The sequence below is a fragment of the Jatrophihabitans sp. YIM 134969 genome, assembly GCF_054456675.1.
The window spans coordinates 67917-92069 of record NZ_JBTJEQ010000019.1 but is presented as its reverse complement, the minus strand read 5'-3'; the positions used below and the strand labels follow the sequence as shown (position 1 = coordinate 92069).

At 73.1% G+C, this 24153-nt stretch carries 26 protein-coding genes; 11 read left to right on the top strand and 15 right to left on the bottom strand.

Going from position 1 to position 24153, the window contains the following annotated elements; translation table 11 throughout:
• The 6 genes from secF to ruvC form a co-directional block, all read right to left on the bottom strand.
• The coding region (secF, locus tag ACXR2U_RS12220) for a protein translocase subunit SecF (RefSeq protein WP_458825301.1) at window positions 1-1090 on the bottom strand (1090 nt) is incomplete at its 3' end.
• A complete protein-coding gene (secD, locus tag ACXR2U_RS12215; RefSeq protein WP_458825300.1) occupies window positions 1087-3273 on the bottom strand; it encodes a protein translocase subunit SecD in 2187 nt (728 codons plus the stop codon). The genes secD and secF, both read right to left, overlap by 4 nt.
• 92 nt (window positions 3274-3365) lie before the next feature.
• Window positions 3366-3767, bottom strand: a complete 402-nt coding sequence (locus ACXR2U_RS12210; RefSeq protein WP_458825299.1) for a preprotein translocase subunit YajC — start codon at window positions 3765-3767, stop codon at window positions 3366-3368.
• A gap of 105 nt (window positions 3768-3872) precedes the next feature.
• The gene (ruvB, locus tag ACXR2U_RS12205) at window positions 3873-4904 is read right to left on the bottom strand and encodes a Holliday junction branch migration DNA helicase RuvB (protein ID WP_458825306.1); all 1032 of its coding nucleotides are present in this window, start codon (window positions 4902-4904) and stop codon (window positions 3873-3875) included.
• Between the two features lie 83 nt (window positions 4905-4987).
• Entirely contained in the window at window positions 4988-5614 is a 627-nt protein-coding gene (ruvA, locus tag ACXR2U_RS12200; protein WP_458825297.1) for a Holliday junction branch migration protein RuvA, read from the bottom strand.
• A complete protein-coding gene (gene ruvC, locus ACXR2U_RS12195; protein ID WP_458825296.1) occupies window positions 5611-6174 on the bottom strand; it encodes a crossover junction endodeoxyribonuclease RuvC in 564 nt (187 codons plus the stop codon). Before ruvC ends, ruvA begins: the two co-directional genes overlap by 4 nt.
• A 245-nt stretch (window positions 6175-6419) precedes the next feature.
• Between ruvC and ACXR2U_RS12190 the strand changes: the two genes are divergently transcribed.
• From ACXR2U_RS12190 to ACXR2U_RS12180, 3 genes are read left to right on the top strand one after another with little or no spacing between them, the layout of a single operon-like run.
• Complete coding sequence (locus tag ACXR2U_RS12190; RefSeq protein WP_458825294.1) at window positions 6420-7259, top strand: site-2 protease family protein; 840 nt, start codon at window positions 6420-6422, stop codon at window positions 7257-7259.
• 5 nt (window positions 7260-7264) lie between these two features.
• Window positions 7265-7678, top strand: a complete 414-nt coding sequence (locus ACXR2U_RS12185; protein WP_458825293.1) for an HIT family protein — start codon at window positions 7265-7267, stop codon at window positions 7676-7678.
• Between the two features lie 48 nt (window positions 7679-7726).
• On the top strand, window positions 7727-8974 hold the full coding sequence (locus ACXR2U_RS12180) for an MFS transporter (protein ID WP_458825292.1): 1248 nt from the start codon (window positions 7727-7729) through the stop codon (window positions 8972-8974).
• On the opposite strand, the gene ACXR2U_RS12175 is transcribed toward ACXR2U_RS12180, so the two are convergent.
• Entirely contained in the window at window positions 8922-10118 is a 1197-nt protein-coding gene (locus ACXR2U_RS12175) for an FAD-dependent oxidoreductase (RefSeq protein WP_458825290.1), read from the bottom strand. The two genes, ACXR2U_RS12180 and ACXR2U_RS12175, sit on opposite strands and share 53 nt — an antisense overlap.
• 63 nt (window positions 10119-10181) lie before the next feature.
• Here ACXR2U_RS12175 and ACXR2U_RS12170 point away from each other — a divergent pair, with 63 nt between their 5' ends.
• Entirely contained in the window at window positions 10182-10640 is a 459-nt protein-coding gene (locus tag ACXR2U_RS12170; protein ID WP_458825288.1) for a MarR family winged helix-turn-helix transcriptional regulator, read from the top strand.
• A gap of 156 nt (window positions 10641-10796) precedes the next feature.
• On the opposite strand, the gene ACXR2U_RS12165 is transcribed toward ACXR2U_RS12170, so the two are convergent.
• From ACXR2U_RS12165 to pgsA, 6 genes are read right to left on the bottom strand one after another with little or no spacing between them, the layout of a single operon-like run.
• The gene (locus tag ACXR2U_RS12165; protein WP_458825287.1) at window positions 10797-11558 is read right to left on the bottom strand and encodes a YebC/PmpR family DNA-binding transcriptional regulator; all 762 of its coding nucleotides are present in this window, start codon (window positions 11556-11558) and stop codon (window positions 10797-10799) included.
• The gene (pdxT, locus tag ACXR2U_RS12160) at window positions 11555-12187 is read right to left on the bottom strand and encodes a pyridoxal 5'-phosphate synthase glutaminase subunit PdxT (protein WP_458825286.1); all 633 of its coding nucleotides are present in this window, start codon (window positions 12185-12187) and stop codon (window positions 11555-11557) included. The genes ACXR2U_RS12165 and pdxT overlap by 4 nt, the downstream gene beginning before the upstream one ends.
• 28 nt (window positions 12188-12215) lie before the next feature.
• The gene (locus ACXR2U_RS12155; protein WP_458825285.1) at window positions 12216-12497 is read right to left on the bottom strand and encodes a DUF2277 domain-containing protein; all 282 of its coding nucleotides are present in this window, start codon (window positions 12495-12497) and stop codon (window positions 12216-12218) included.
• A gap of 34 nt (window positions 12498-12531) precedes the next feature.
• On the bottom strand, window positions 12532-13446 hold the full coding sequence (gene pdxS / locus ACXR2U_RS12150) for a pyridoxal 5'-phosphate synthase lyase subunit PdxS (protein ID WP_458825284.1): 915 nt from the start codon (window positions 13444-13446) through the stop codon (window positions 12532-12534).
• Window positions 13443-14381 (bottom strand): phosphatidylinositol mannoside acyltransferase, encoded by a 939-nt coding sequence (locus ACXR2U_RS12145; RefSeq protein WP_458825283.1) that lies wholly within the window; start codon window positions 14379-14381, stop codon window positions 13443-13445. Before ACXR2U_RS12145 ends, pdxS begins: the two co-directional genes overlap by 4 nt.
• Window positions 14378-15109, bottom strand: coding sequence for a phosphatidylinositol phosphate synthase (pgsA, locus tag ACXR2U_RS12140; protein WP_458825282.1), 732 nt, complete (start codon window positions 15107-15109; stop codon window positions 14378-14380). The genes ACXR2U_RS12145 and pgsA overlap by 4 nt, the downstream gene beginning before the upstream one ends.
• A 235-nt stretch (window positions 15110-15344) precedes the next feature.
• On the opposite strand from pgsA, the gene ACXR2U_RS12135 reads away from it, so the two are divergent.
• Genes ACXR2U_RS12135 through ACXR2U_RS12120 form a run of 4 tightly spaced genes read left to right on the top strand, consistent with a single transcriptional unit; the run spans window position 15345 to window position 17709 of the window.
• Window positions 15345-15641: a WXG100 family type VII secretion target gene (locus tag ACXR2U_RS12135; protein ID WP_458825281.1), complete on the top strand. Its 297-nt coding sequence runs from the start codon at window positions 15345-15347 to the stop codon at window positions 15639-15641.
• Window positions 15638-15928, top strand: a complete 291-nt coding sequence (locus tag ACXR2U_RS12130; RefSeq protein ID WP_458825280.1) for a WXG100 family type VII secretion target — start codon at window positions 15638-15640, stop codon at window positions 15926-15928. The genes ACXR2U_RS12135 and ACXR2U_RS12130 overlap by 4 nt, the downstream gene beginning before the upstream one ends.
• A 1-nt stretch (window position 15929) precedes the next feature.
• The gene (locus ACXR2U_RS12125) at window positions 15930-17360 is read left to right on the top strand and encodes a WXG100-like domain-containing protein (protein WP_458825279.1); all 1431 of its coding nucleotides are present in this window, start codon (window positions 15930-15932) and stop codon (window positions 17358-17360) included.
• A 58-nt stretch (window positions 17361-17418) separates the two neighbouring features.
• Window positions 17419-17709 carry a hypothetical protein gene (locus tag ACXR2U_RS12120; RefSeq protein WP_458825277.1) on the top strand — a complete coding sequence of 97 codons (291 nt, stop codon included), beginning with the start codon at window positions 17419-17421 and terminating at the stop codon, window positions 17707-17709.
• Window positions 17710-17757: 48 nt separating this feature from the next.
• On the opposite strand, the gene ACXR2U_RS12115 is transcribed toward ACXR2U_RS12120, so the two are convergent.
• Both ACXR2U_RS12115 and thrS read right to left on the bottom strand, forming a co-directional pair.
• Window positions 17758-18324 (bottom strand): HIT family protein, encoded by a 567-nt coding sequence (locus ACXR2U_RS12115; RefSeq protein ID WP_458825275.1) that lies wholly within the window; start codon window positions 18322-18324, stop codon window positions 17758-17760.
• On the bottom strand, window positions 18317-20362 hold the full coding sequence (gene thrS, locus ACXR2U_RS12110) for a threonine--tRNA ligase (RefSeq protein ID WP_458825273.1): 2046 nt from the start codon (window positions 20360-20362) through the stop codon (window positions 18317-18319). The genes ACXR2U_RS12115 and thrS overlap by 8 nt, the downstream gene beginning before the upstream one ends.
• Window positions 20363-20405: 43 nt before the next feature.
• Here thrS and ACXR2U_RS12105 point away from each other — a divergent pair, with 43 nt between their 5' ends.
• Genes ACXR2U_RS12105 through ACXR2U_RS12095 form a run of 3 tightly spaced genes read left to right on the top strand, consistent with a single transcriptional unit; the run spans window position 20406 to window position 24084 of the window.
• Entirely contained in the window at window positions 20406-22637 is a 2232-nt protein-coding gene (locus ACXR2U_RS12105) for an alkaline phosphatase family protein (protein WP_458825272.1), read from the top strand.
• Entirely contained in the window at window positions 22634-23449 is an 816-nt protein-coding gene (locus tag ACXR2U_RS12100) for an MBL fold metallo-hydrolase (protein WP_458825271.1), read from the top strand. The genes ACXR2U_RS12105 and ACXR2U_RS12100 overlap by 4 nt, the downstream gene beginning before the upstream one ends.
• The gene (locus ACXR2U_RS12095; protein WP_458825270.1) at window positions 23446-24084 is read left to right on the top strand and encodes a DedA family protein; all 639 of its coding nucleotides are present in this window, start codon (window positions 23446-23448) and stop codon (window positions 24082-24084) included. Before ACXR2U_RS12100 ends, ACXR2U_RS12095 begins: the two co-directional genes overlap by 4 nt.
• The last annotated feature ends 69 nt before the right edge of the window (window positions 24085-24153 follow it).

The window sequence follows — 24153 nt, the reverse complement described above, 5'->3', positions numbered from 1 at the left end:
CCGCGGCGACCAGGTCGCCCTCGGCGTCGTCGCGGGCGGCGGTCTGCTTGGCGTCCGCGGCCCGGCGGGCGAGCACGCGGCGGGTCAGCGCCCGGTACGCGGGCTGACGTTCGGTGAGCTCGCAGACGATCGGCGCGGCGAGGAACAGGGAGGAGTAGGCCCCGGAGGCCAAGCCCACGAACAGGATCAGCGCGAGGTCCTTGATCGTCCCCACCCCGAGCAGCCCGGCGCCGACGAACAGCAACCCGCCGACCGGCAGCAGCGAGATCAACGTGGTGTTGATCGAACGCATCAGCGTCTGGTTGACGGCGAGGTTGGCCGCCTCCGAGTACGTGGTGCGCGAGCCGGCCGTGATGTCGCGGGTGTTCTCGCGGATCTTGTCGAAGACCACGACGGTGTCGTAGAGCGAGAAACCGAGGATGGTCAGCAGCCCGACGACGGTCGAGGGCGTCACCTCGAACCCGACCAACGAGTAGATGCCGGCGGCCACCACGAGGTCGTGCAGCAGCGAGACGATCGCGCCCACCGCCATGCGCCACTGGAACCAGATCGCCAGGTAGATGCTCACCAGCACGAGGAAGACGATCAGGCCGATGATGGCGCGGTCGGTGACCTCACTGCCCCAGGTCGAGCTCACCGAGTTGGTGCTGACCGAGACGCCGGTGGCATCGGAGATGGCGGTGCTGACCTTCTGCTGATCGGTGGTCGACAGCGTCGCGGTCTTGATGATGATCGAGCGGTTGCTCCCCGAACCGACCTCCTGCGCCGCCTCCGAGGACTCGGTGACGCCCGAGTTGTTGACGGCCTCCTCGACCTGAACGGTCGAGACGTTGCTGTTCCCGACCGACACCTGGAACTGGGTGCCGCCCTCGAACTCGACGCCGAAGTTGAACCCGCGGATGACGAACGACAGCACGCAGATCAGCAGGATGACCGCCGACGCGAGGTACCAGCGCTTGCGGCTGCCGATGAAGTCGATGTCGGTCTCGCCGCGGTAGAGCCGCGACAGCACGCCCCGCTGGTGCTCGGGACGGGCGGCGCCGGTCGGGGGCTCGGTGGGCTCGTCCAGCCGGTCGTCGGTGACGGTCACGCGCCGTTCTCCTCGTCGTTGCGCAGCTTGGCGCGGCGGGCCGCGGCCCGCTCGGCGGCCGAGCCGCTCTCGGGGGTGGTGCGGCGAGCGCGGCGCGCCGGCGCCGGCTCGGTGGCGTCCTCGACGTCGGTGGTGTCGACGGCCGTGTCGTCGGGAGTCTCGACGGCGACGTCACCGACCACGACGTCGGTGTCGGCGGTGGTGTCGAGAGCCTCGTCGGTCACGGCCGGCTCGTCGTCCTCACGGTCGAGCACGGCCACCGACGACCGCGCCGGGCGCTTCTCGATGCGGGTGGTGCCGGCGCTCGGGCGAGCCGACGCGGTCGCGACCGGTCGCACCGGGCGACGTCCCGGGCCGGGCTTGGCCGGCGGCGGGGTGGCACGCACGGCGTCCAGACCGGTGAAGCGTTTGGAGCCGAAGGCCCGCGAGCGCGACAGCAGCGAGACCAACGGGTGGGTGAACCAGAACACCACGATGACGTCGATGATCGTGGACAACCCGAGGGTGAACGCGAACCCGCGCACCTCGCCCGCGGCGAGGTAGTACAGGACCAGCGCGGCCAGCAGCGAGACGACGTCGGCCGAGATGACCGTGCGTCGTGCCCGCACCCAGGCGCGTGGCACCGCCACCCGCATGGATCTGCCTTCGTGGACCTCGTCCTTGATGCGTTCGAAGAACACGACGAACGAGTCGGCGGTGATGCCGACCGCGACGATGAACCCGGCGACGCCCGCCAGGGTCAAGGTGAAGTTGATGTTGCGGCCGAGGATGACCAGGCAGGCGTAGACGATCCCGCCCGACACGACCAGCGAGGCCAGCGTGACCAGGCCCAGACCGCGGTAGTAGAGCAGCGAGTAGATGACCACCAGCGCGAGGCCGATGCCGCCGGCGAGCAGACCCGCTTCGAGCTGCGAGGTGCCGAGGGTCGCCGAGACCGTCTGCGACGTGAGCTCCTTGAAGCTCAGCGGCAGCGCGCCGTACTTCAACGAGTTGGCGAGGTCCTCGGCCGAGGTCTGGGTGAAGTTGCCGGTGATCTGGGTCTGGCCGTTGATCGCCGACTGGATGCCGGGCGCGGTGATGACCTCACCGTCGAGGGTGAACGCGACGAAGTTCGCGGGCGGGGCGGTCGCGGTGCAGCCGGTGCCCCCGCAGTTGTGGGCGCCGGTGTAGTCCGACCACAGCTTGGCACCGGTGGACTTGAGGTCGAGCGCGACGACCCAGCCCTGGGCGGCGGTCTGGGCGTTCGGGGCCACGGCCTGCGCGGTCTTGACCTCGGTGCCGGGGAACAGCTGCGGGGCGAGGACGTACTTGGCCGAGCGGTCCTGGCTGCAGGCGACGATGACCGAGGTGGACTCGGCCGTGCCGTTCGGGCCGCACTTCAGGGCGATGAGGGCCTGGATCTGGGCGGAACTCAGCGTCGAGGCGCCTGGCACGGAGGAGTTGTTCGGGTCGGCCTGGAACGCCTGGACCTGCTGGGGCGTGACGGCGGACTCGCCCGGCACCGTGGCCACGCCGGTCGGGGCGGGCGAGCCGGTCGCGGTCGGGTCGGGCGCGGGGGTCGATGCGGCGGGCGTGGAGGCCGGGGTGCTCGCGGCAGCTCCGCTCGCGGGCGCCGACGGCGTGGTGGCAGCGGCCAGGGGACGCGCGGCGTTGTCCTGCGGCGAGGCGCCGCTGGAGCTCGGTGCGGCCGTCGGGGTGCCGGTCGGCGCCACGGACGCACTCTGGCTCGCCGGCGGCGTCGCGGCCCCGGACGTGGCGCCGGAGCCGCTGGCGGTCGGGGTCGCGGTGGCCTGCGGGGTGGCCGGGAACGGACCCGCGACCAACGGGCGGAAGGTCAGCAGGGCGGTGGTGCCGATGTTGTCGATCTCGTCGGCCTTCTTGCCGGGGATCGTCACCGTGATCCGGTTCGACCCCTCGATCGCGACCTCGCTGTTGCTGACCCCGCGACCGTTGACGCGGTCCTCGATGATCTGGCGGGCCTCGTTCATGGCGTCACGGGTCGGCGACGAGCCGTCCGTGGTGGTCGCCTGCAGGACCACCTGCGCGCCGCCGACGAGGTCGAGTCCGAGCTTCGGCGTGTTGCCCTTCCCGGGCCAGAACGTCACGGCGTAGAGGACCGCGAGGAGGACGCCCAGTGCGAGGAAGTAGCGCCCCACGCGCAGCGTGCCGGCCGGTGGTGCCACGGGTGGGACTCTCCTCGAGGTCTGCTGTCGGGCGCGGCGGCGCGCCCGGCGGGGGTGTTGGGGTTCGGTGGAGCAGGTGGTGCGGGGGCGACTCAGCGCTCGCCGGCGCGGCCCTTCGGCTTGACCATGCGGACCGGGCCGTCGACGGGTTCGGCGGTGGGGTCGACGACCTCGCCGTTGGCGTCGCTCGGGTCGGTCGCGGTGAGCGGGGCGATCCGCTGCGGGGCCTCACGGACGGCGGCGAGCGCCCAGTCGACGGCGACACCCGGAGCGATCTCCAGGGTGACGGTGTCGGCCTGCGAACCGTCGTTCTCCGGGTTCACCGCGGTGATCGTGCCGTACATGCCGGACGTGGTCATCGCCCGCGTGCCGGGGACGAGCGAGTTGCGACGCTCGACGTCGGCCGCGGCCTTCTTGGCCTTGTTGCGGTTGCTCATGACGACCATCACCAGCAGCAGAGCACCGATGATGATCAGCGGGGCGTACTGGCCCATGGTCGGTCCTTCCGTTTCGACGTGCGGACGGCCGGGAACCACCGGGAGGGCGGAAGACGGCGCCCGCGAGTGTAGGGGACGCGGCGAGGAACGCCGCCCGTCCCGTTAGACCGTTGCGTCCGGATCGACGAGATCGAACAACGCCGGGCCCGGCGTTCCGGGGCTCGGGGTCGCCGGCGGGGTCAGACCGAGGTGCCGCCACCCCGCGGGCGTGGCGACCCGGCCCCGTGCGGTCCGGGCGAGCAGGCCGGCACGCACCAGGAACGGCTCGGCCACCTCCTCGACGGTCTCGGGTTCCTCGCCCACGGCGACCGCGAGCGTGCCGACCCCCACGGGTCCGCCGCCGAAGCGGCGGACCAGGGCGTCGAGGACGGCCCGGTCGAGCCGGTCCAGGCCGAGGTCGTCGACGTCGTAGACAGCGAGCGCCGCGTGCGCGACCTCGCGGGTCACCTCGCCGTCCGCGCGGACCTCGGCGTAGTCACGCACCCGGCGCAGCAGCCGGTTGGCGATGCGGGGCGTGCCGCGGGAACGCCCGGCGATCTCCTCCGCCCCGCCGTCGTCGAGCGGCACACCGAGCAGCGCCGCCGACCGGTGCAGGATGCGGGCGAGATCGTCGTCGTCGTAGAAGTCGAGGTGGGCGACGAACCCGAACCGGTCGCGCAGCGGCCCGGTGAGCAGCCCGGAGCGCGTGGTGGCGCCGATGAGCGTGAAGGGCGCGAGCTCGAGCGGGATGGCCGTGGCACCGGGACCCTTCCCGACCACGACGTCGACCCGGAAGTCCTCCATCGCCATGTACAGCAGTTCCTCGGCGGGCCGCGCGATGCGGTGGATCTCGTCGACGAACAGCACCTCGCCCTCCGAGAGGCTCGTGAGGATCGCCGCGAGGTCGCCCGCCCGCTCGATCGCCGGGCCACTGGTGATGCGGATGGGCGCGCCGAGCTCGGCCGCGATGATCAGGGCGAGGCTGGTCTTGCCGAGCCCGGGCGGCCCGGACATGAGCACGTGCTCGGGCGGGCGCCCGCGCCGCTGCGCGCTCTCCAGCAGCAGCTCGACCTGCTGGCGCACCTTGGGCTGACCGGGGAACTCGGCGAGCGTCCTGGGTCGCAGCCCGACCTCGGCCTCGGTCTCGGCGGGCAGGACGCGGGGGGTGACGACGTCGTCGTCCGCCGCGTCGTCACTCCGGGCACTGGTGGGCTCGGCCAGCCAGTCGGGTCCGCCGCTCACGTGGCCCGGCCCAGCAGTTGGATCGACCGGCGCAGGACGACCGAGACGTCGGGCACGTCCCCCTCGGGCAGGTCGGACGCGACGGTGTCGAGCGCGGCCGCGGCCTCCTTGCCGGTGAAGCCGAGGCCCGCGAGCGCGTGGCTGACCTGGTCGCGCCACGGCGAGGTCGCCGTGACGGGGCCGCCGGCGACGACCGTGGTGGTCGCCTGGTCCGAGCCGTCGATCGACCCGATCCGGTCGCGCAGTTCCAGCACGATGCGCTCCGCGCTCTTGCGGCCGATGCCGGGAACCTGGACCAGCGTGGCGAAGTCGGCGGTGGCCACGGCCCGCCGGACCTCCCGCGGCACGAGCACGGCGAGGATGGTCTGCGCGAGGCGCGGCCCGACCCCGTTGGCGGTCTGCAGCAGTTCGAACAGGGCCCGCTCGTCGTCGTCGGCGAAGCCGAACAGCGTGAGGGAGTCCTCGCGGACCACGAGGCTGGTGGCGAGGCGCCCCTGCTCCCCCACCCGCAGCCGGGCGAGGGTGCCGGGCGAGCAGGAGACGGCGATGCCGAACCCGCCCATCTCGATGACGGCGGTGTCGGGCCCGACGGCCGTCACGGTTCCCCGGACGCTCGCGATCACGCTGTTCTCCCTGGTGCGGTCTGGTGCGGTGCTGACCGCTGGCGGGTCGGTCGGTGGGCGTGCAGCGCGTCCTGCCGCAGCCGGTCGGCGCTGCCCCGCCAGATGGCGCAGATGGCGAGGGCGAGGGCGTCCGCGGCGTCGGCGGGTCGCGGAGCCTCGTCGAGGGCGAGCAGGCGGGTGACCATCGTCGTCACCTGGGCCTTGTCGGCGCGGCCGGAGCCGGTGACCGCGGCCTTGACCTCGCTGGGGGTGTGCAGCGCGACCGGCACCCCGGCGCGGGCCGCCGCCACGACGGCGAGCCCCGCCGCCTGGGCCGTGCCCATCACGGTCCGCACGTTGTGCTGGGCGAACACCCGCTCGACCGCGACCAGGTCCGGCCGCACCGCCGCCACGGCGTCGTCGAGGGCGTCGGCGATGAGTCGCAGCCGCAGGTCGAACGGCAGGTCCGGCGCGGTCCGCACGACCCCGACCCGCACGCACCGCAACGGGCGTCCGGGCGCGCCCTCGACGACCCCCACGCCACAGCGGGTGAGGCCGGGGTCGACGCCTAGGACGCGCATCGCTGGCCCCGCTCGTCGCGAGCGTCGCGCAGCAGAGCATGGGCCAGCGATGGGTGGCCCAGGACGCGGATCGAACGCACGTTCGCACGCTATCGGGGCCGGGCGGGCCCGGGCGGCTGCGACACCCCGCGCTCGCGGATGTGGGTGGTGGCACCCACGTCCGCGCCCGAGGTGGGCGGTGTCCCCCACCTTCGCGGGCGCGGTCGATGAGGTGACGCTCACCCGGCTCGCCTACCGTGGCGCGCGTGTCCGACCTCTACCGCCGCGTGGCGGGCGCGCCGCGCACCCGGCGCCAGGCCCTCACCCCGAGCCCGGTGTTCGTGCTGGTCGTCGCGCTCACCGTCCTCGGCGCGGTGCTCGCGGCCACCGGCGACTCGTTGCGCACGACGGGGATCGGGGTGTTCCTGTTCGTCGTCGCGGGCTGGGTCGTGACCTTGTGCCTGCACGAGTTCGCCCACGCCGTCACGGCCTACAAGGCGGGCGACACCGACGTGCTGTCCGCTGGCTACCTCACCCTCAACCCGCTGCTCTACGGCAACGCCGTCTTCTCGGTCCTGCTGCCGATCGTCTTCGTCATCGCCGGCGGCATCGGCCTGCCGGGCGGGGCGGTGTACCTGCACAAGCACCGGTTCCGCAGCCGCGGGCTCGCCAGCGCGGTGTCGCTCGCGGGGCCGGGCGTCAACCTCGTGCTGGCCGTCGTCCTGCTCGCGGTGGTGCGGGCGCACGGTCCGATCGGGGTGTTCAGCGGCTTCGGTGTCTCGCTGTCCGACGGTGAGGGGCTCTGGGCCGGCATCGCCTTCCTCGGGTTGCTGCAGGTGACGGCCGCGATCCTCAACCTGCTGCCCGTCCCGGGCCTCGACGGCTGGGGCGCCATCGAGCCGTGGGTGAGCCGGGAGACCGCCGCAGCGGCGGCGAAGTTCGCCCCGCTCGGACTGCTCGCGGTGTTCGCGATCCTGTTCTGGCTGCCCGGCGCCAACGAGGCGTTCTTCTCCCTCGTCTACGGGATCTTCGACCTCACCGGCGTCGACCGGTCGGCGTCGGACATCGGGTCGTCGCTGTTCCGGTTCTGGAACCTGTCAGGCTGACCGCCGTGCCGTCCGTGTTCAGCCGGGTCATCGCCGGCGAGTTGCCGTCCCGCGCCGTGTACGCCGACGACGCCGTGGTCGCGTTCCTCTCCATCGCCCCCCTCGCCGCGGGCCACACGCTGGTCGTGCCGCGGGCCGAGGTCGACCACTGGGAGGGCATCGACCCGGCCCTGTGGTCGCAGTTGAGCTCGGTGTCGCAGCTCGTCGGCCAGGCGGTGCGGACGGCGTTCTCCCCGGAACGGGTCGGAGTCGTGGTCGCGGGGTTCGAGGTCCCGCACGTGCACGTGCACGTGTTCCCGGCGGGCACCATGGCCGACTTCGACTTCCGCTTCGCCCACGCGTTGCCCGACGACCAGATGGACGACGCCGCCGCCCGCATCCGCACGGCCCTCGGCGACCGCGCCGCCGACCGCCTGTAGTTCCGTCGGTCACGGCGGCGAGACGCCCGGGCGCCTAGCGTCGGAGGGGTGACCGCCGCCGACCGCGACCTGGCCGCGGCCGAGGCGGCGGACCTGGTCGAGACACCGGAGGCGACGCCCGCCCAGGTGCGCCGGCTCGAGATCGCGATGCTCGGCGCCGGCCTCGCCGGGTTCGGGCTCATGTACTGCACCCAGGCGTTGCTGCCGGCGATCGGCGCGACCTTCGACGTCGGGCCGGCGGCCGCGTCGCTCACGGTCGCGCTGACCACCGGCGCGCTCGCCCTGGCCGTCGTCCCGATGAGTTCGCTGGCCGAGAGCTTCGGGCGGGCGCGGGTCATGCGCGTGGCCCTGGCCGCCGCCTGCCTGCTGACCGTGGCGGGCGCGTTCGCCGCGGCCTTCTGGCAGGAGCTCGTGGTCCGGGCGCTGGTCGGGCTGGCGCTCGCGGGCGTCGTCGCCGTCGCCATGGGCCACCTCGGCGACGAGGTCCCGCCACGCGTCGTGGGGACGGCGATGGGGCTGTACGTCTCGGGCAACACCCTCGGCGGGGTCACCGGCCGGGTCGTGCCGGCCGCGGTGCACAGCGTCGGCAGCTGGCGGGTCGCCGTGCTGGTCATGGCGGCCGTCGCGGCCCTCGCCACGGTGGCGTTCGTGCTGCTGCTGCCCGCACCGCGACGCTTCCGGGCCGTGCCGTTCGACGTCGGCTCGCACCTGCGGGCCGTCCGCGACCACCTGCGCGAGCCCGGCATCTGGCGGCTGTGCCTCACGGCAACCCTGCTCATGGGCGGGTTCGTCGCCGTCTACAACTACCTGACCTACCGCCTCGAGCAGGCCCCGTTCGACCTGCCGCCCTCGGTCGGCGGGCTGGTGTTCCTCGCGTACCTCGCGGGCACCGTCACCTCCACCCTCGCCGGGCGCCTCGCCGACCGGCACGGCCGCCGCACGGTGCTGCTCGGGTCGCTGGCGGTGATGGCCGTGGGTCTGGTGCTCACGGTGCCCGACGTCCTGGGGTGCGTCGTCGGCGGGCTGGTCGTGTTCACCGGCGGCTTCTTCGGGGCCCACAGCACCGCCAGCGGCTGGGTGGCGCGGCGGGCCACCAGCCGCCGGGCCCAGGCGTCTGCGCTCTACCTCATGGCCTACTACCTCGGCTCGAGCCTCGGCGGATCGCTGCTCGGTCTCGCCTGGAGCGCCGGCGGATGGCCACTGGTCACGGGGTGCGTCGGGGTGCTCGTCGTCGCCGCCGCGCTCACGGCCGCGGGCGTGCGGGAGCAGGCGGGCGTTCCAGCCGGTACCCGGTGATCCAAGCCGTCGACCGCTCGGTGGCGACGGTGCGGAACACCAGCCACAGCACGGTCTCGAGCACGCGACGCCCGATCGGGCCGGGGATCTTGGCGCTGCTGCTGCGGGCCCCGTTGGCCACGATCTTCTCCACCCGCGCGCGCCGGGCCTGCTCGTAGCGGGCGAAGCCGTCCGGGCCGTGCGCTGCCAGCTCACGCGTGAGGACCACCGCGTCCTCCAGGGCCATCGCCGCGCCCTGGCCCGAGCTCGGGGCGGGTGCGTGCACGGCGTCGCCGACCAGCACGGTGCGCCCCCGCCACCAGGTCGGCACCCGGCGCAGGTCCCACGTGTTGTCGCCGGCCAGCTCGAGGTGGCCGGCGCCGACGAGGGCGGGCCCCGGCCCGGCGTCGTCCGCGACCAGGTCGGTGAGCCAGGTGTGCCAGGTCGCGTCGGAGGTCGACGCCCGCTCCTCGCGGGTGATCTCCGGCCGGGGCACGTTGACGAACCACACGACGTCGCCGTTCGGCAGCGGGTGGAAACCGGTGAAGCTGCGGTGGCCGAAGACGAAGTGCCACGCCTCCGGGGCCAGGTCGAGCCCCGCGGGCACGTCCGCGGCGAGGGTGCGGCCACCGAAGTTGGTCAGCCCGAGGTAGCGGGCGGCGGGGGCGGAACGGTCGACCACCGTGCGGATCCGTGAACGCACGCCGTCGGCCCCGACCAGCACGTCACCCGCGACCGTTGCACCGTCAGCCAGTTCCACCGTGACGCGGTCGGGGGTCGGCTCGACGTCGACGACCTCGGCGCCGTAGCGGATCTCGGCACCGGCCGCGCGGGCCGCATCGGTCAGCAGCACCGCGAGCGCCGAGCGTTTCACCGTCAACGCCACCGTGCCGTCAGCCAGGGGCACCCCGAGCGACAACTCCCCCAGCAGTCGTCCGGTGGCGCCGAACATCCGGTTCCGACGGCTGGGTACGCCGATCTGCCGTACCGCGTCGAGCACGCCCAGGACGTCGAGCGCGTCGAGGCCGTTGGGCCCGACCGTCACGACCGAGCCCGCCTCGGGATCGGCCGCACCGCGCCGTTCCAGCAGGACCGCGTCCATCCCCTGTTGCCGGGCGGCCAGCGCCACCGCCGGCCCGGCCACGCCGCCTCCCACGATCACCACGCGCACGGTGCTAACCTCCTGTTACGAATCTCGTATGTTTCGACATTCGAAAGACTAGGGGTCATGGCGACACGGCGTCAACTCGTGGCGGAGCTGGGCACGGCGCTGCAGCGCTACCAGCGCAGTGTGCAACTGTTCGACGACACCGTCGGCCGCGCCCTCGGGCTCGGCCCGGCCGATCTGCGCTGCCTGGACTGGCTGGCCGACGGCCCGAAGACCGCCGGCCTGCTCGCGACCGCCACCGGGCTGCGACCGGCCGCGACCACGGCGCTGATCGACCGGTTGTCGGAGCGGGGCTTGGTCGAGCGCGTGCGCAGCGAGACCGACCGGCGTCAGGTGCTGGTGCGCATGACCGACGAGGGAGCCCGCGTCACCTACGCGATGTACGCCCCGCTGGTCGAGGAGGGCGCGGCCGTCTTCACCCACCGCACGATCGCCGAACTGGCCACCATGCGTGACACCCTCGACGCCATGCGGGAACTCACCGACCACCACCGCGAGCGCGTGGCCGGCGAGAACTGACCCGCTCGCGCGCCGCCGCATCGCATCACTGATCGATTCCTCGCGACATGACGCCGAGAACCGATCAGTGATCCATCGACCGGCGCCGGTCCCGGAACGCGAGCGGCGCGTCGACGGCGGCTGTCGTCGACGCCCCGTGGACGCGGTGGGAGGAGCTCAGCCGACCGGCTCGAGCTCGGCCATGATCTCGTCGGAGACGTCGAAGTTGGCGTAGACGTTCTGCACGTCGTCGCTGTCCTCGAGCGCGTCGATCAGCTTGAACACCTTGCGCGCACCCTCGGCGTCGAGCGGGATCTGCACGCTCGGGATGAACGAGGAGTCGGCCGAGTCGTAGTCGATCCCGGCGTCGACCAGCGCGGTGCGGACCGCCACCAGGTCGGTGGCCTCGCTGATGACCTCGAAGGAATCACCGAGGTCGTTGACCTCCTCGGCGCCGGCGTCGAGCACGGCCATGAGCACGGTGTCCTCGTCCAGCCCGTCGACCTTCGGCACGATGACGACGCCCTTGCGGGTGAACAGGTAGGCGACCGAGCCCGGGTCGGCCATCGCGCCGCCCGAGCGGGTCATCGCGATGCGGACCTCGCCCGCCGCGCGGTTGCGGTTGTCGGTGAGGCACTCGATGAGCACCGCCACGCCGTTCGGGCCGTAACCCTCGTACATGATCGTCTGCCAGTCGGCGCCGCCGGCCTCCGCACCGGAGCCACGCTTGACGGCCCGCTCGATGTTGTCGAGCGGCACCGAGGTCTTGCGGGCCTTCTGGATGGCGTCGTAGAGCGTGGGGTTGCCCTCGACGTCCGGGCCGCCGGTGCGGGCCGCGACCTCGATGTTCTTGATCAACTTGGCGAACAGCTTGCCGCGCTTGGCGTCGATGACCGCCTTCTTGTGCTTGGTCGTCGCCCACTTGCTGTGCCCGCTCATGCGGCCACCTCCTTCACCATCCGGCAGAAGTACTCGTGCACCCGGGTGTCGCCCGTGAGCTCCGGATGGAACGCGGTCGCGAGCAGGGCACCCTGGCGGATCACGACGATCCTACCGGCGGCCGGGCCGTCCACCCTCTCGTCGACGTGGGCGAGCGGTGTCGCCCCCGGTCCGACGTCGTCGACCCACGGCGCCCGGATGAACACGGCGTGGACCGGCCCGCCGTCGACACCGTCGACCGCGAGGTCGGTCTCGAAGCTGTCGACCTGCCGGCCGAAGGCGTTGCGCCGCACGGTCATGTCGATCCCGCCGATGGTCTCCTGCACGCCACCCGGCGCGGCCGGCACCGGAGCCGGGTTGGCCAGCCGGTCGGCCAGCAGGATCATCCCGGCGCAGCTGCCGTACACCGGCATCCCGCCGCGGACGGCCTCGCGCAGGGGCTCGAGCAGCTCGAAGATCCGGGCCAGCCGGACGATGGTGGTCGACTCCCCACCGGGGAGGATCAGGCCGTCGACGGCCGCGAGCTCCGACGGCCGGCGCACCAGCACCGGGGTGTCGCCGCAGCTCTCCACCGCCCGCTGGTGCTCCTGCACGTCGCCCTGCAGGGCGAGGATCCCGATGGTCGACACGACCGCTCAGCCTAACGAGGGGCGGAAGTCATGCGTGCTGGTGATCCTCGTCGTGGACGTGGACCGTGCCGTCGGCGTGGCGGTGGGTGCGCAGCTTGCCCGTCGAGGGTTTGACCACGAGCGCGGCCAGCAGCTCGTCGGTGGCCGCGGTGACGGTGTCGACCGCGGCCTGGAACGCGGCGGCGTTGTGGCCCGCCGGCGCCCGCATCCCGGAGATCTTGCGGACGTACTGCAACGCCGCCGCCCGGGTGTCGTCGGGCGTGACGTCGTCCATGAACGGCGGGCGCAGGGTCTGGATGGAACGGCACATGCCGCCCACCCTGCCCGCTACCGGCCGCCGGGCGCTACCAGCCTCGTTCGGCCAGCCGGTGCGGCACGGGGATGTCGTCGACGTTGATGCCGACCATCGCCTCGCCGAGCCCACGGGAGACCTTGGCGACGACGTCGGGGTCGTCGTAGAACGTGGTGGCCTTGACGATCGCCTCGGCGCGCTGGGCCGGGTTGCCGGACTTGAAGATGCCGGAGCCGACGAACACACCCTGGGCTCCGAGCTGCATCATCATCGCGGCGTCGGCCGGGGTGGCGATGCCACCGGCGGTGAACATGACGACCGGGAGCGCGCCCGCACGGGCGACCTCGGCGACCAGCTCGTACGGCGCCTGCAGGTCCTTCGCGGCGGCGAACAGTTCGTCGTCGGCCAGCGAGGTCAGCCGGCGGATCTCGCCGCCGATGGTGCGCATGTGGGTGACGGCGTTGGAAACGTCACCGGTGCCGGCCTCGCCCTTGGAGCGGATCATCGCCGCGCCCTCGGTGATCCGGCGCAGCGCCTCGCCCAGGTTGGTCGCGCCGCAGACGAAGGGCACCGTGAACTGCCACTTGTCGATGTGGTGGGCGTAATCGGCCGGGGTGAGCACCTCGGACTCGTCGATGTAGTCGACCCCGAGGCTCTGCAGGACCTGCGCCTCGGCGAAGTGGCCGATGCGGGCCTTGGCCATCACCGGGATCGAGACGGCCTCGATGATGCCGTCGATCATGTCGGGGTCGGACATGCGGGAGACGCCGCCCTGCGCGCGGATGTCGGCCGGGACGCGCTCGAGCGCCATGACCGCGACGGCCCCGGCGTCCTCGGCGATCTTCGCCTGCTCGGCGTTGACGACGTCCATGATCACGCCGCCCTTGAGCATCTCGGCCATGCCGCGCTTCACCCGGGCCGTGCCGACGGTGCTGGTGGCGGCCGTCGTGGTGGTGTCCTCGCTCATGACCCCAGTTTAGGACGGCTCGAGCGGTCCTCGGACCACAGTGTCGCCAACATGTGCCAGTCCTCGGGCCAGCGGCCGATGCGGGCCTCGAAGGCGGTGGCGAGGGTCTGGGTCCCGCGGGCGATCCGCTCGGTCAGCGTGCCCTCGCCCAGCTCGACCGGCGGGCCGACCCACTGCCGCCAGCCTTCGTCGCGGGTGCCCGTGCCGGTGAACGAGACGTGCACCGGCAGCAGGGTGGCGCCGGTCTGGGCGGCGAGCAGGGCGGGCCCGGGGGGCATGGTGGCGGCGGCGCCGAAGAACTCGACCGGGACCCCGTGGCGGGACATGTCGCGGTCGCCCAGCAGACAGATGGCCCGGCCGGCCTCGAGGCGTTCGGCCAGCACGGCCGCGGGCGGTTGCGCGCCGCCGGACAGCGCCAGGACCTCCATGCCGAGGCTCTCGCGGTACGCGACGAACCGGTCGAACAACGACTCGGGCTTCAGACGCTCGGCCACGGTGGTGAACGGCACGCCGTGGGCGACCAGCCAGACCGCCGCGACCTCCCAGTTGCCGCTGTGCGGCAGGGCCAGGATCAGCCCCTTGCCGCGCACCATGGCGGCGTCGATGTGCTCGATGCCCTCCATGCCCCGCCCGGCGTCGCGGGCGACGGCCGGTTTGTCCATGCCGGGCAGGCGGAACGTCTCGCGCCAGTACCGGGAGTAGGACCGCATCCCCGCCTGGACGAGGTGGTCGAGGCCCTCGTCGGAGCCGCGGGTGTGCAGCAGGACCCGCCGCAGGTTGCGCCGCAACCGGTCCACGCCCTTGCCGCCGCGCCGGACCCCGAGGTCGGCGCCGCGGGCGAACGAGGCGCGGGCGAGGCCCTCCGGCAGCGCGCGGACCCCCCACCACCCGGCCGCGTAGGCCGTGTCGGTGAGCCGGTCGGTGGTGCTGCTCAAGCTCGAGTCGTGGCGTCGTCGTCGGCGCGGGCTTCCTCGCGGGCGTGCCGACGGTTCAGCAACCGCCGCAACCCGGTGTCGGTGCCGCCGGCGGCCTCGACGTGCCCGGCGGGCGCGTTGGGCACCGGACGGGTCTGGCGCCGCACCACGACCAGGCGCTGGATGACGGTGACGGTGGAGGCCGCGACCAGCAGCCACAGCGCGATCGCCTGCACGTACGGCACGCGCAGGTGCTCGCCGGACAGGCCCGTACCGACGAGCACGATGATCAACCGCTCGGCCCGCTCGGCGATGCCGACCGTGGCCGACAACCCCACACCCTCGGCGCGGGCGCGGATGTAGGAGGTCAGCGAACCCAGGACCAGGCACAGCAGCGAGGCCAGCAACAGGGCGGGCTGGTCGTGCCGGGCGAAGTACCAGGCGAGCGACCCGAACACGGCGGCGTCGACGATGCGGTCACACGTGGAGTCCAGGACGGCTCCGAAGGCGTTGCTCGTCCCCCCGGCGCGGGCGACGGCGCCGTCGAGGACGTCGAGCATCACCGCACCCCAGATCAGCATGGTCCCGGAGAACCACCAGCCCTGGGTGAAGAAGACGAGGGACCCGACGACGGCGGCGACCGTGCCGACCAACGTGATGGAGTCGGGCGTGACGCCCAGGTTCGCGAGTCGCTTGCCGGTGGGCTCCAGCAGCCGGGAGACGCCGGCGCGCGCGTGGACGTTGAGCATTTGTCCAGCAGCTTAGGCCACCCGGGCTCCCACCCGGGCACGCGACGGCCCACAAGTTACCGGCGGGTAGCCCACCTCACGCCGCAGCCGGGGGTCCGCGAGTGTTCGCGTTGCGTCATCCCTCGGTTCGGAACGTGACCCCGGTGCCCGAGCTCGGAACCATGACCGCCAGTCACAGGTAGGTCCTGGTAGCGGCGTGATGAGGGGGTTTCCGGGCGTGGGTGCGGGATTCGAGGTGACGTCCGCCGACCTGCGGGCCGTCCAGGCGTTCGTCACCGGCAAGGCGGCGGACCTGCGGGAGGCGATCGCACCGGTCGCCGACGAGGTCGAGGAGCTGACCGGTTCCGGTTGGAGCGGCAGCGCGGCGGAGTCGTTCGCCGCGGCCTGGGCGGAGTGGCACGACGGCAGCGCGAAGATCCTCGACGCGCTCGGCCGCATCGGGGCCGGTCTCGGTCTCAGCGCCGAGGGCTACGACCAGACCGACGGCACCCTCGGCACGTCGTACTCGCGACTCGCGAGCCGGCTCTCGTGAGCGGCGCGTTCGTCGTCGACACCGACCGTCTCGAGGCGGTCGTGGCCAAGCTGACCGCCCTCGCGGCCCAAGCTGACGAGGTGATCGGCGAGGTCGACGCCCGCGTGCGGGCGCTCGGCGGTGCCTGGAGCGGCGACGCCTCGGAGGCCCAGCAGGCGGCGCACGCCGAGTGGGTCGCGGGCGCACGCGAGATGCACCAGGCGCTGGTCGCGTTGCACACGCTGACCGACACCGCGCATGCCAACTACACCGCGGCGGTGGCCGCCAACCGCGCGATGTGGGGCTGACGTGCCACGCATCGACGTCGACCCCGCGGCCTACGCCGGAGCCGCCGACATCGTCGGCGAGACCGTCACGAACGGCCTGACCAAGGCGGCCTTCGCCCTCACCGACGCCCTCGCCGGGTGCGGGGAGATGGCCGGTACCGACGAGGGCGGCGAGAAGTGGGCCAAGGCCTACGACGAGGCCGCGGCCGACGTCGTCGGCATGGCCGAGGACGTCACCAACGGCTGCTACCAACTCGCCGGCCTGCTGGCCATGACCGGCTTCAACCACGACCAGGCCAATGCGAAGTCGACCGTGGGCGGCGGGGGACGACCGGCACCGTCGGGGTACTCCGGCTCGTCGATCGGACTGAGCTCCCCACCGTCGGCCGCGGGCGGTGGGGCGGACGAACCCGAGGGTTGGCACCTCATCGCGCACCTGGTCGGCTACCTGTGGCCCGACGGGCACCAGGACACCCTGCGCTCGGCGGGCAGCGCCTGGAAGACCGCGGCGAGCGGCTTCCGCGACGCCGGTGCGCCCCTGAGCGACGCCCAGTCGCAGATCTCCCTGGTCGACTCACCGGAGGTGGCCGACGCCACCCGGGCGGTCACCGAGATGGACGGCCACATCGGCGACCTGGCCTCGGCCTGCGTCACCCTCGGCGACGCCTGCGACCAGTACGCCCAGCACCTGGACGACGCCCACCACCAGGTCATCACGATGCTCGAGCACCTGGTGATCGAGACCGCGGCCATCGCCGCCGGTGGCGGTCTGCTCACCGTCGTCACGGCGGGGATCTCCGACGCCGCCGCCGCCGGGGCGATCGCGGCCCGGTGCGCCGAGGTCGCCGCCGAGGTCGGCGGGGTGCTCGGCGAGCTCATCGAGGCGGCGGGCGTCGTCGCCCAGACCGTCGTGAACGCCCTCGCCCGGGTCATCGAGGTGTGCCAGAACCTCAAGGTGCTGCTCGGCACCAAACTCAGCGAGGCCACCGCCGCGGCGGTGTCGAAGATCCCGGGGATCGGCAAGGCCGCCGAGGACGTCGGCTCGGCCGCGCTCGAGGGTGACGCCGCCACCGCCGGTTTCGACTTCTCCACCGACCCGGACACCGCGTTCTTCTGGTCCGGCCGCACGGAGGGCATCGGCGGGGCCGACGTCGCGGGTCAGTACGCCTCCGAGGGCGGCGGGACCACCCTCGAGCAGCTCATGGAGAAGCGCGGGATCGAACTGCCCGCGTGGGACGCGGACGACCCGCAGGTCGTCGCGGCGTGGACCAAGGCGTCGGAGGAGTACGCCGCCGGCGTGAGCGGCGACGTCCGGGCCGTCATCGGCCAGGAGATCCGGCCGGGGGCCGTCTGGAAGGACGAACTCGAGGTGCTCAAGCACAACCCGAACGTCCGCACCATCACCACCATCGACCCCAAGACCGGGGTCGCGACCAGGATCTGGCCCGAGTGACCGGCGGACCGCTGAACGCGCGTGGCAGGCTCCGTCCGACCCCGGGAGAGGACCGACCGTGACTGCTGCCGTACCGACCGACCAGGCCCTGAGCGACGGCGTCGTCGCCTACCTCGCGTACGGCGACGCCGCCTCGTGGCGTCGGCGTCCCGAGGCGGTGCCCGAGGAGATCCGGACCGAGGTCGAGGCCGTGGTGGCCGAGGCCGACAGCGTGCGCGTCGACTGGGACGACCGGACCCTCGGCCAGGCGGGCGACCTCATGCGGGACGAGATGGCGCGGCGTCACCCTGAGCTCTCCGCCGACGCGCTCGCTGCGCTGCGGTGGAAGTGGACGTTCGACTGGCGCTGAGTCCGGCTCGGGAACCGGTCGCCGTCGGCCGGGCTCGGGGAGCTGGTGTCAGGCGGTGGGGCCCGGCCAGGCCGCGGCGAGCCGGCGGCGCGCGTCGGCGAGCAGTTCCGGGAGCACCCGGGTGTGGGCCACGATCGGCATGAAGTTGGTGTCGCCGCCCCAGCGCGGGACGACGTGCTGGTGCAGGTGCGCCGCGATGCCGGCACCCGCGACCGCGCCCTGGTTCATGCCGAGGTTGAACCCGTGCGGCGCCGCGACCTCCCGCAGCACCCGTACCGCGGTCTGGGTCAGAGCCGCGAACTCGGCGGTCTCCTCGACGGTCAGGTCCGTGTACTCGGGGACGTGCCGGTACGGGACGGCCATGAGGTGCCCCGAGTTGTAGGGGAACAGGTTGAGGACGACGTAGACGAGCGCCCCGCGGAACACGATCAGGCCGTCCTCGTCGGACAGCGTCGGGGCCCGGCAGAAGGGGCACTCCCCCGACGAGTCGTCGGCGGGCTTGGCCTCCCCGGTGATGTAGGCCATCCGGTGCGGCGTCCACAACCGGCCGAACCCGTCGGCCTCGCCCGCGAACGACTCCGCGGGCGAGACCTCGGGTGCAGGGTCGTCAGGCATCGACCGACTCGACCGGGACGATCTCGGCCGTGGGCGACTCGTTGCGCCGCGAGGCGACCCAGTCGGCGACCTCCTGGATCGCGTCGGCCACCGGGACGCCGTTGCGCTGGGAGCCGTCGCGGTAGCGGAACGAGACCGCACCGGCCTCGGCGTCGGTGGCGCCGACGATGAACACGAACGGCACCTTCTGCTTGCTGGCCTCGCGGATCTTCTTCTGCATGCGGTCGTCGGAGGCGTCGACCTCGGCGCGGATCCCCGCCTGCTTCAGCTGCCGGACGACGTCGTACAGGTAGTCGGTCTGGTCGTCGGTCACCGGGATGCCGACCACCTGGACGGGCGCGAGCCACGCCGGGAAGGCCCCGGCGTAGTGCTCGGTGAGCACGCCGATGAAGCGCTCGATCGAGCCGAACTTCGCGGCGTGGATCATCACCGGCTGTTGGCGCGAACCGTCCGACGCGGTGTAATCCAGGCCGAACCGCTCCGGCTGGTTGAAGTCGTACTGGACCGTGGACATCTGCCAGGTCCGGCCGATCGCGTCGCGCGCCTGCACCGAGATCTTCGGGCCGTAGTACGCCGCACCACCGGGGTCCGGGACGAGGTCGAGGCCGGAGTCGAGCGCGACCTTGCGCAGGACCTCGGTCGCGTTCTCCCAGTCCTCGTCGGACCCGATGAACTTGTCCGGCCGGGAGTCGTCACGGGTCGACAGCTCCAGGTAGTAGTCGTCGAGCCCGAAGTCGCGCAGCAGGCCGAGGATGAAGTTCAGCAGGTGCTCGACCTCGCCGGGTGCCTGCTCGGGCGTGACGTAGGAGTGCGAGTCGTCCTGGGCGAAGCCGCGCACGCGGGTGAGGCCCTGGATGACACCCGACTTCTCGAACCGGTAGACGTGCCCGAACTCGAACAGTCGGATCGGCAGGTCGCGGTAGGACCGGCCGCGCGAGCGGTAGATGAGGTTGTGCATCGGGCAGTTCATGGCCTTGAGCCGGTATTCGCTGCCGTCGACGTCGAGCGGCGGGAACATGGTGTCGGCGTAGTACGGCAGGTGACCCGAGGTGTGGAACAGCCCGTCCTTCGACACGTGCGGCGTGCCGACGTAGTCGAAGCCCTCCTCGATGTGCCGGGCGCGGACGTAGTCCTCCATCTCGCGCTTGATGACGCCACCGCGCGGGTGGAACACCGGCAGGCCCGAGCCGATCTCGTCGGGGAAGCTGAACAGGTCGAGCTCGGCGCCGAGGCGGCGGTGGTCACGCTTGGCGGCCTCGGCGAGGCGGTCCTTGTAGGCCTTGAGCTGGTCCTTGCTCGGCCACGCCGTGCCGTAGATGCGTTGCAGCTGTGGGTTCTTCTCGCTGCCACGCCAGTAGGCGGCGGCCGAACGGGTCAGCCCGAACGCCGGGATCAGCCGCGTCGTGGGCAGGTGCGGCCCTCGGCACAGATCGGTCCAGACGCGGTCGCCGGTCTTGGCGTCGAGGTTGTCGTACATCGTCAGGCCGTCACCGCCGACCTCGGCGTCGGCGCCCTCGGGCTCCTCGCCGCCGGATCCCTTGAGCGAGATGAGCTCGAGCTTGTACGGCTCGTGCGCGAGCTCCGACCGTGCCTCGTCGTCGCTGATCGGCCGACGCGCGAAGCGCTGACCGTTCTTCACGATCTCCCGCATGCGCTTCTCGAGCTTCTCGAGGTCGGCCGGCGTGAACGGCTGGTCGGGGTCGAAGTCGTAGTAGAAGCCGTCGACGATCGGCGGCCCGATGCCCAGCCGCGTACCGGGGAACACGTCCTGGACGGCCTGGGCGAGCACGTGCGCGGCCGAGTGCCGCAGCACCGACAACCCGTCGGGGCTGTCGATCGTCACGGCCTCGACGTCGACGTCGGACTCCGGCACCCACGCGAGGTCGCGCAACGCACCCGAGCCGTACTCCGCGGGTTCCCGGACGACCACGACCGCGCTCGCACCGGTGGTCGGCAGCCCGGCCCGTTCGACCGCGGTCGCGGCGGACTCCCCCGCGGCGACGTGGACGAGGACGGCTGGGGCGACGGGTGCACTCACCGCTCGATCGTATCGACGGACCCGCCCCCCTATTCTCGCCACGGTGAGCCGGACGACGCTGCAGCGCCGCCTCACCCTCGGCGTGCGTCACGCGCTGCGTCTCGACCGGGCCCGCTTCCTCGGCTGGCTGCGGTGGCTCGGCACGTCCTACCTCGCGCTCGCCATCACGTTCTGGATCCTCCCGGGCGACCAGACGCAGAACGCCACCGCGCTGCTCGCCATCGTCCTGGTGGTCGGCGCGCTGGGCATCGCCCTGCGGCCGTTGCTGCTCACCCTCATCGTCGCGGTCGGATCGCTCGGGATCTTCCTGGTCGGGGCGATCGTCCAGGCCGTCATCCTCGACGTCGCGCTCGCCATCACCCCCGGCGCGTACCCCAACTCGTTCCCGGACGTCCTCGTCGCCTCGTGGATCGCGGCCGGGATCATCGCCGCCGTCAACTGGGTGCTCGACGCCGGCAGCGAGGACGACTACCTCGCCCAGGTGCTCGGCCGCGCCGTGCGGGTCTCGGCGCGCCACGGCAGCGACGGCAAGGGGCTGCTCATCGTCCAGATCGACGGCCTCGCCGCCCCCGTGCTGCGTGGGGCGGTCACCGCCGGGACCGTGCCGACGCTGTCGCGGTGGCTGCGCACCGGCCACTACGTCTCGCACCGCTGGCACACCGGCCTGCCGTCGACCACGCCCGGCGGCCAGTCGGTGCTGCTGCACCGCGACGTCACCGCCGTGCCGTCGTTCCGCTGGTACGAGAAGGACCCCGCAGGTGGCGACGGCCGGCTGCTGGTCGCGAACCGGCCCCGCGACGCCGCGGTGATCGAGGCCCGGATGTCCGACGGCCGCGGGCTGCTCGCCGACGGCGGGGTCTCGGTCTCGAACCTGTTCAGCGGCGACGCGCCCACCAAGGTCCTCACCATGAGCGACGCCCGGCTGCCCGCACGCAACACACCGGGCCTGGCCAACTTCGCCGTCAGCGGCAACGGGTTCCTGCGGTCGGTGCTGCTGTTCCTCGGTGAGGTCCTCACCGAGTTGCAGCAGTCGCGGCGGCAGCGCCGACGCGACGTCACCCCCCGCGTCGCCCGCCGCGGTGCGTTCATCGCGCTGCGGGCGGTCTCGACCGTGCTGCTGCGCAACATCAACGTCGCGGTCGTGGCCGAGCAGATGGCCCGCGGAACGCCCGTGATCTTCGTGGACTTCGTCGACTACGACGAGGTCGCCCACCACGCCGGCCCCACCCGCCCGGAGTCGTTGCGCACCCTGGACGGCCTCGACCGCGTGCTCGCCGCGCTCGAGCAGATCGCGACCGAGGTGCGCACGGACTACGAGATCGTCGTGCTGTCCGACCACGGACAGGCGCAGGGTGCAACGTTCTCGCAGCTCTACGGCCACACCCTCAACGAGGTCGTGCAGGAGCTCGCGGGCACCGAGGACGACCCCCACGAGAACGTCGACTCCGCACCGGCGGAGCAGTGGGGCGCGGCCAACGTGCTGCTCACCGGCGCCGCCCGCAAGGGCACGATCACGGCCGGTGCGACGGAGAAGTTGTTGCGCCACCGCACCGAACGCGAGGACGACGACGTCGCCGTCATCCTCGGGCGCGGCAAGAAGCCGATCACGCACCCGCGGTTCGCCGCGCCGGTCGTCGCGGCGTCGGGCAGCCTCGCCCACGTCTACCTGCCGGACGTCCCCGGCCGCCTCGACCGCGCGGTCGTCGAGCAGCGGGTCCCGGGCCTGATCGCGGGTCTCGCCGCGCACCCGGGCATCGGCGTGGTGCTGGTCCGCGACGGCGACGGCCTCACGGCCGTCGGCGGCGGCGGGGAACGGCGGATCGTCGGCGACCTCACCCTGGGCGGTCACGGCGTAGACCCGTTGCTGCCGTACGGCGTGCGGGCGGCGGCCGACCTCACCGACCTCGACCGCCGCGACCACGTCGGCGACCTGGTGCTGCTCGGCGCGTTCGACCCCGAGACCGAGGAGGTCACGGCGTTCGAGGAACTGGTCGGCTCGCACGGTGGGCTCGGCGGCGCGCAGACCGAGGCCGTCCTGCTGCACCCGGCCGGCTGGTGGCACCGCACCACCGTCGACCCGGCCGACGGCGGCCGCGCGGCACCGATGACCGGGACCGAGGTCCACGACCTGCTCGTCGACCGCCTCCGGGCCCTCGGCCTGCGGCCGGGTGACGCCGAGGCCGGCGGACGGCGGGACGCGGCGGGCGACGAGGTCACACGGTCCGACCCTGACCCCGAACCAGAGCCGGCGCGGACGGCAGGATCGAGGCCGTGACCAGCGGCGACGTCGACGTGCGCTGGTGGGGCCACGCCACCACCACCGTGACGCTCGCGGCCGTCCGGGTGCTCACCGACCCGGTGCTCACCGACCGGCTGGTCCACCTGCGCCGGCTCGGCGGCCCGACCCCGACTCCGGACGCCGCGCGCGCCGACGTCGTGGTCGTCTCGCACCTGCACGCCGACCACCTGCACCTGCCGTCGTTGCGCCGCCTCGCCCCGGAGTGCCGGGTGGTCGCCCCGCGCGGTGCCGCGGGACTGATGCGCCGGGCGGGCTCGGCGCTGGGCGACCGGGTCGAGGAGGTCGACGCGGGTGACGTGGTCCGGGTCGGGGCGCTGACCGTCCGGGCCGTCCCCGCCCACCACGACGGGCGGCGGCTGCCCGGTTCGCGCCACCACGGCCCGGCCCTGGGCTTCGTGGTCGAGGCGGAGGGGCGCTCGGTGTGGTTCGCCGGCGACACCGGACTGTTCGACGGCCTGGCCGCCATCGGCCCGGTCGACGTCGCGGTCGTCCCGGTCGGCGGGTGGGGCCCGACACTCGGTCCGCACCACCTCGACCCCGAGCAGGCGGCCGAGGCGGTGGCCCGGGTCGGCGCGCACGACGCCGTGCCCGTGCACTACGGCACCTTCTGGCCGGTCGGCCTGCGGCGCGTCAGCCGCGCCACCCACCAGCACCGGTTCCGTGAGCCCGGGGAGCGCTTCGCCGCGGCGGTCGCCGCCCGGACCCCGGAGGTCCGTGTCCACGTGCTCGAGCACGGCACCGACGTGCTGCTGCCGGCCCGGGCCGAGCCGGGGCGTCCGTCGTCGTGACCCTCGCCGAACCGCTGAGCGCTCCCGAGCAGCTCGGCTTCGCCTACCTGCTCTACCTGTTCGCGGTCGTGGCCTTCGGCGCGACCGTCCCCGTGGTCCCGACCGGTGCGGCGGTCAGCGTCGCCGCCGCGCTCGGCGAGCAGGACAACGTCCTGTTGCTGGTCCTGGTCGTCGTGTTCGGCGCAGCGGGGGCATACACCGGCGACATCGCGACCTACGCGATCCTCCGGCTCGCCGGGGTCCGGTTGGCCGAACGCATCGGGTGGCTGAAGGGCGAGAACGCGCAGGAGGGTCTGCGCCGGATCCGCCAGCAACTCGAGGAGCACGAGCTCCGGTCGCTGCTGCTGTCGCGGTTGATCCCCGGCGGCCGGGTCCCGGTCCTGCTCGCAGCCTCGCTCGGCGGGTACAGCTGGCGCCGGTTCGCGATCGCCGACATCGCCGCGGCCACGCTGTGGTCGGTGCTCTACGCCGCCATCGGCATCGCCGGCCGCGCGGTCTTCCCCGAACCCTGGCAGGGCGCGGTCGCCGCCATCGTGCTGGTGCTGGTGCTCTCGGCCGTCGGGTCGCTGGTGCAGCGCCGCCGGTCCCGGCACGGCCACGCGGCGCCGGCAGCGGCCCCGGCACCGCCCTCGTGACGCGCCGCGGTCCGGTCGCCGATACCGTCGGTGCCGGATAGGTTCTGCAGCGGAACCGACGGCGAGAGG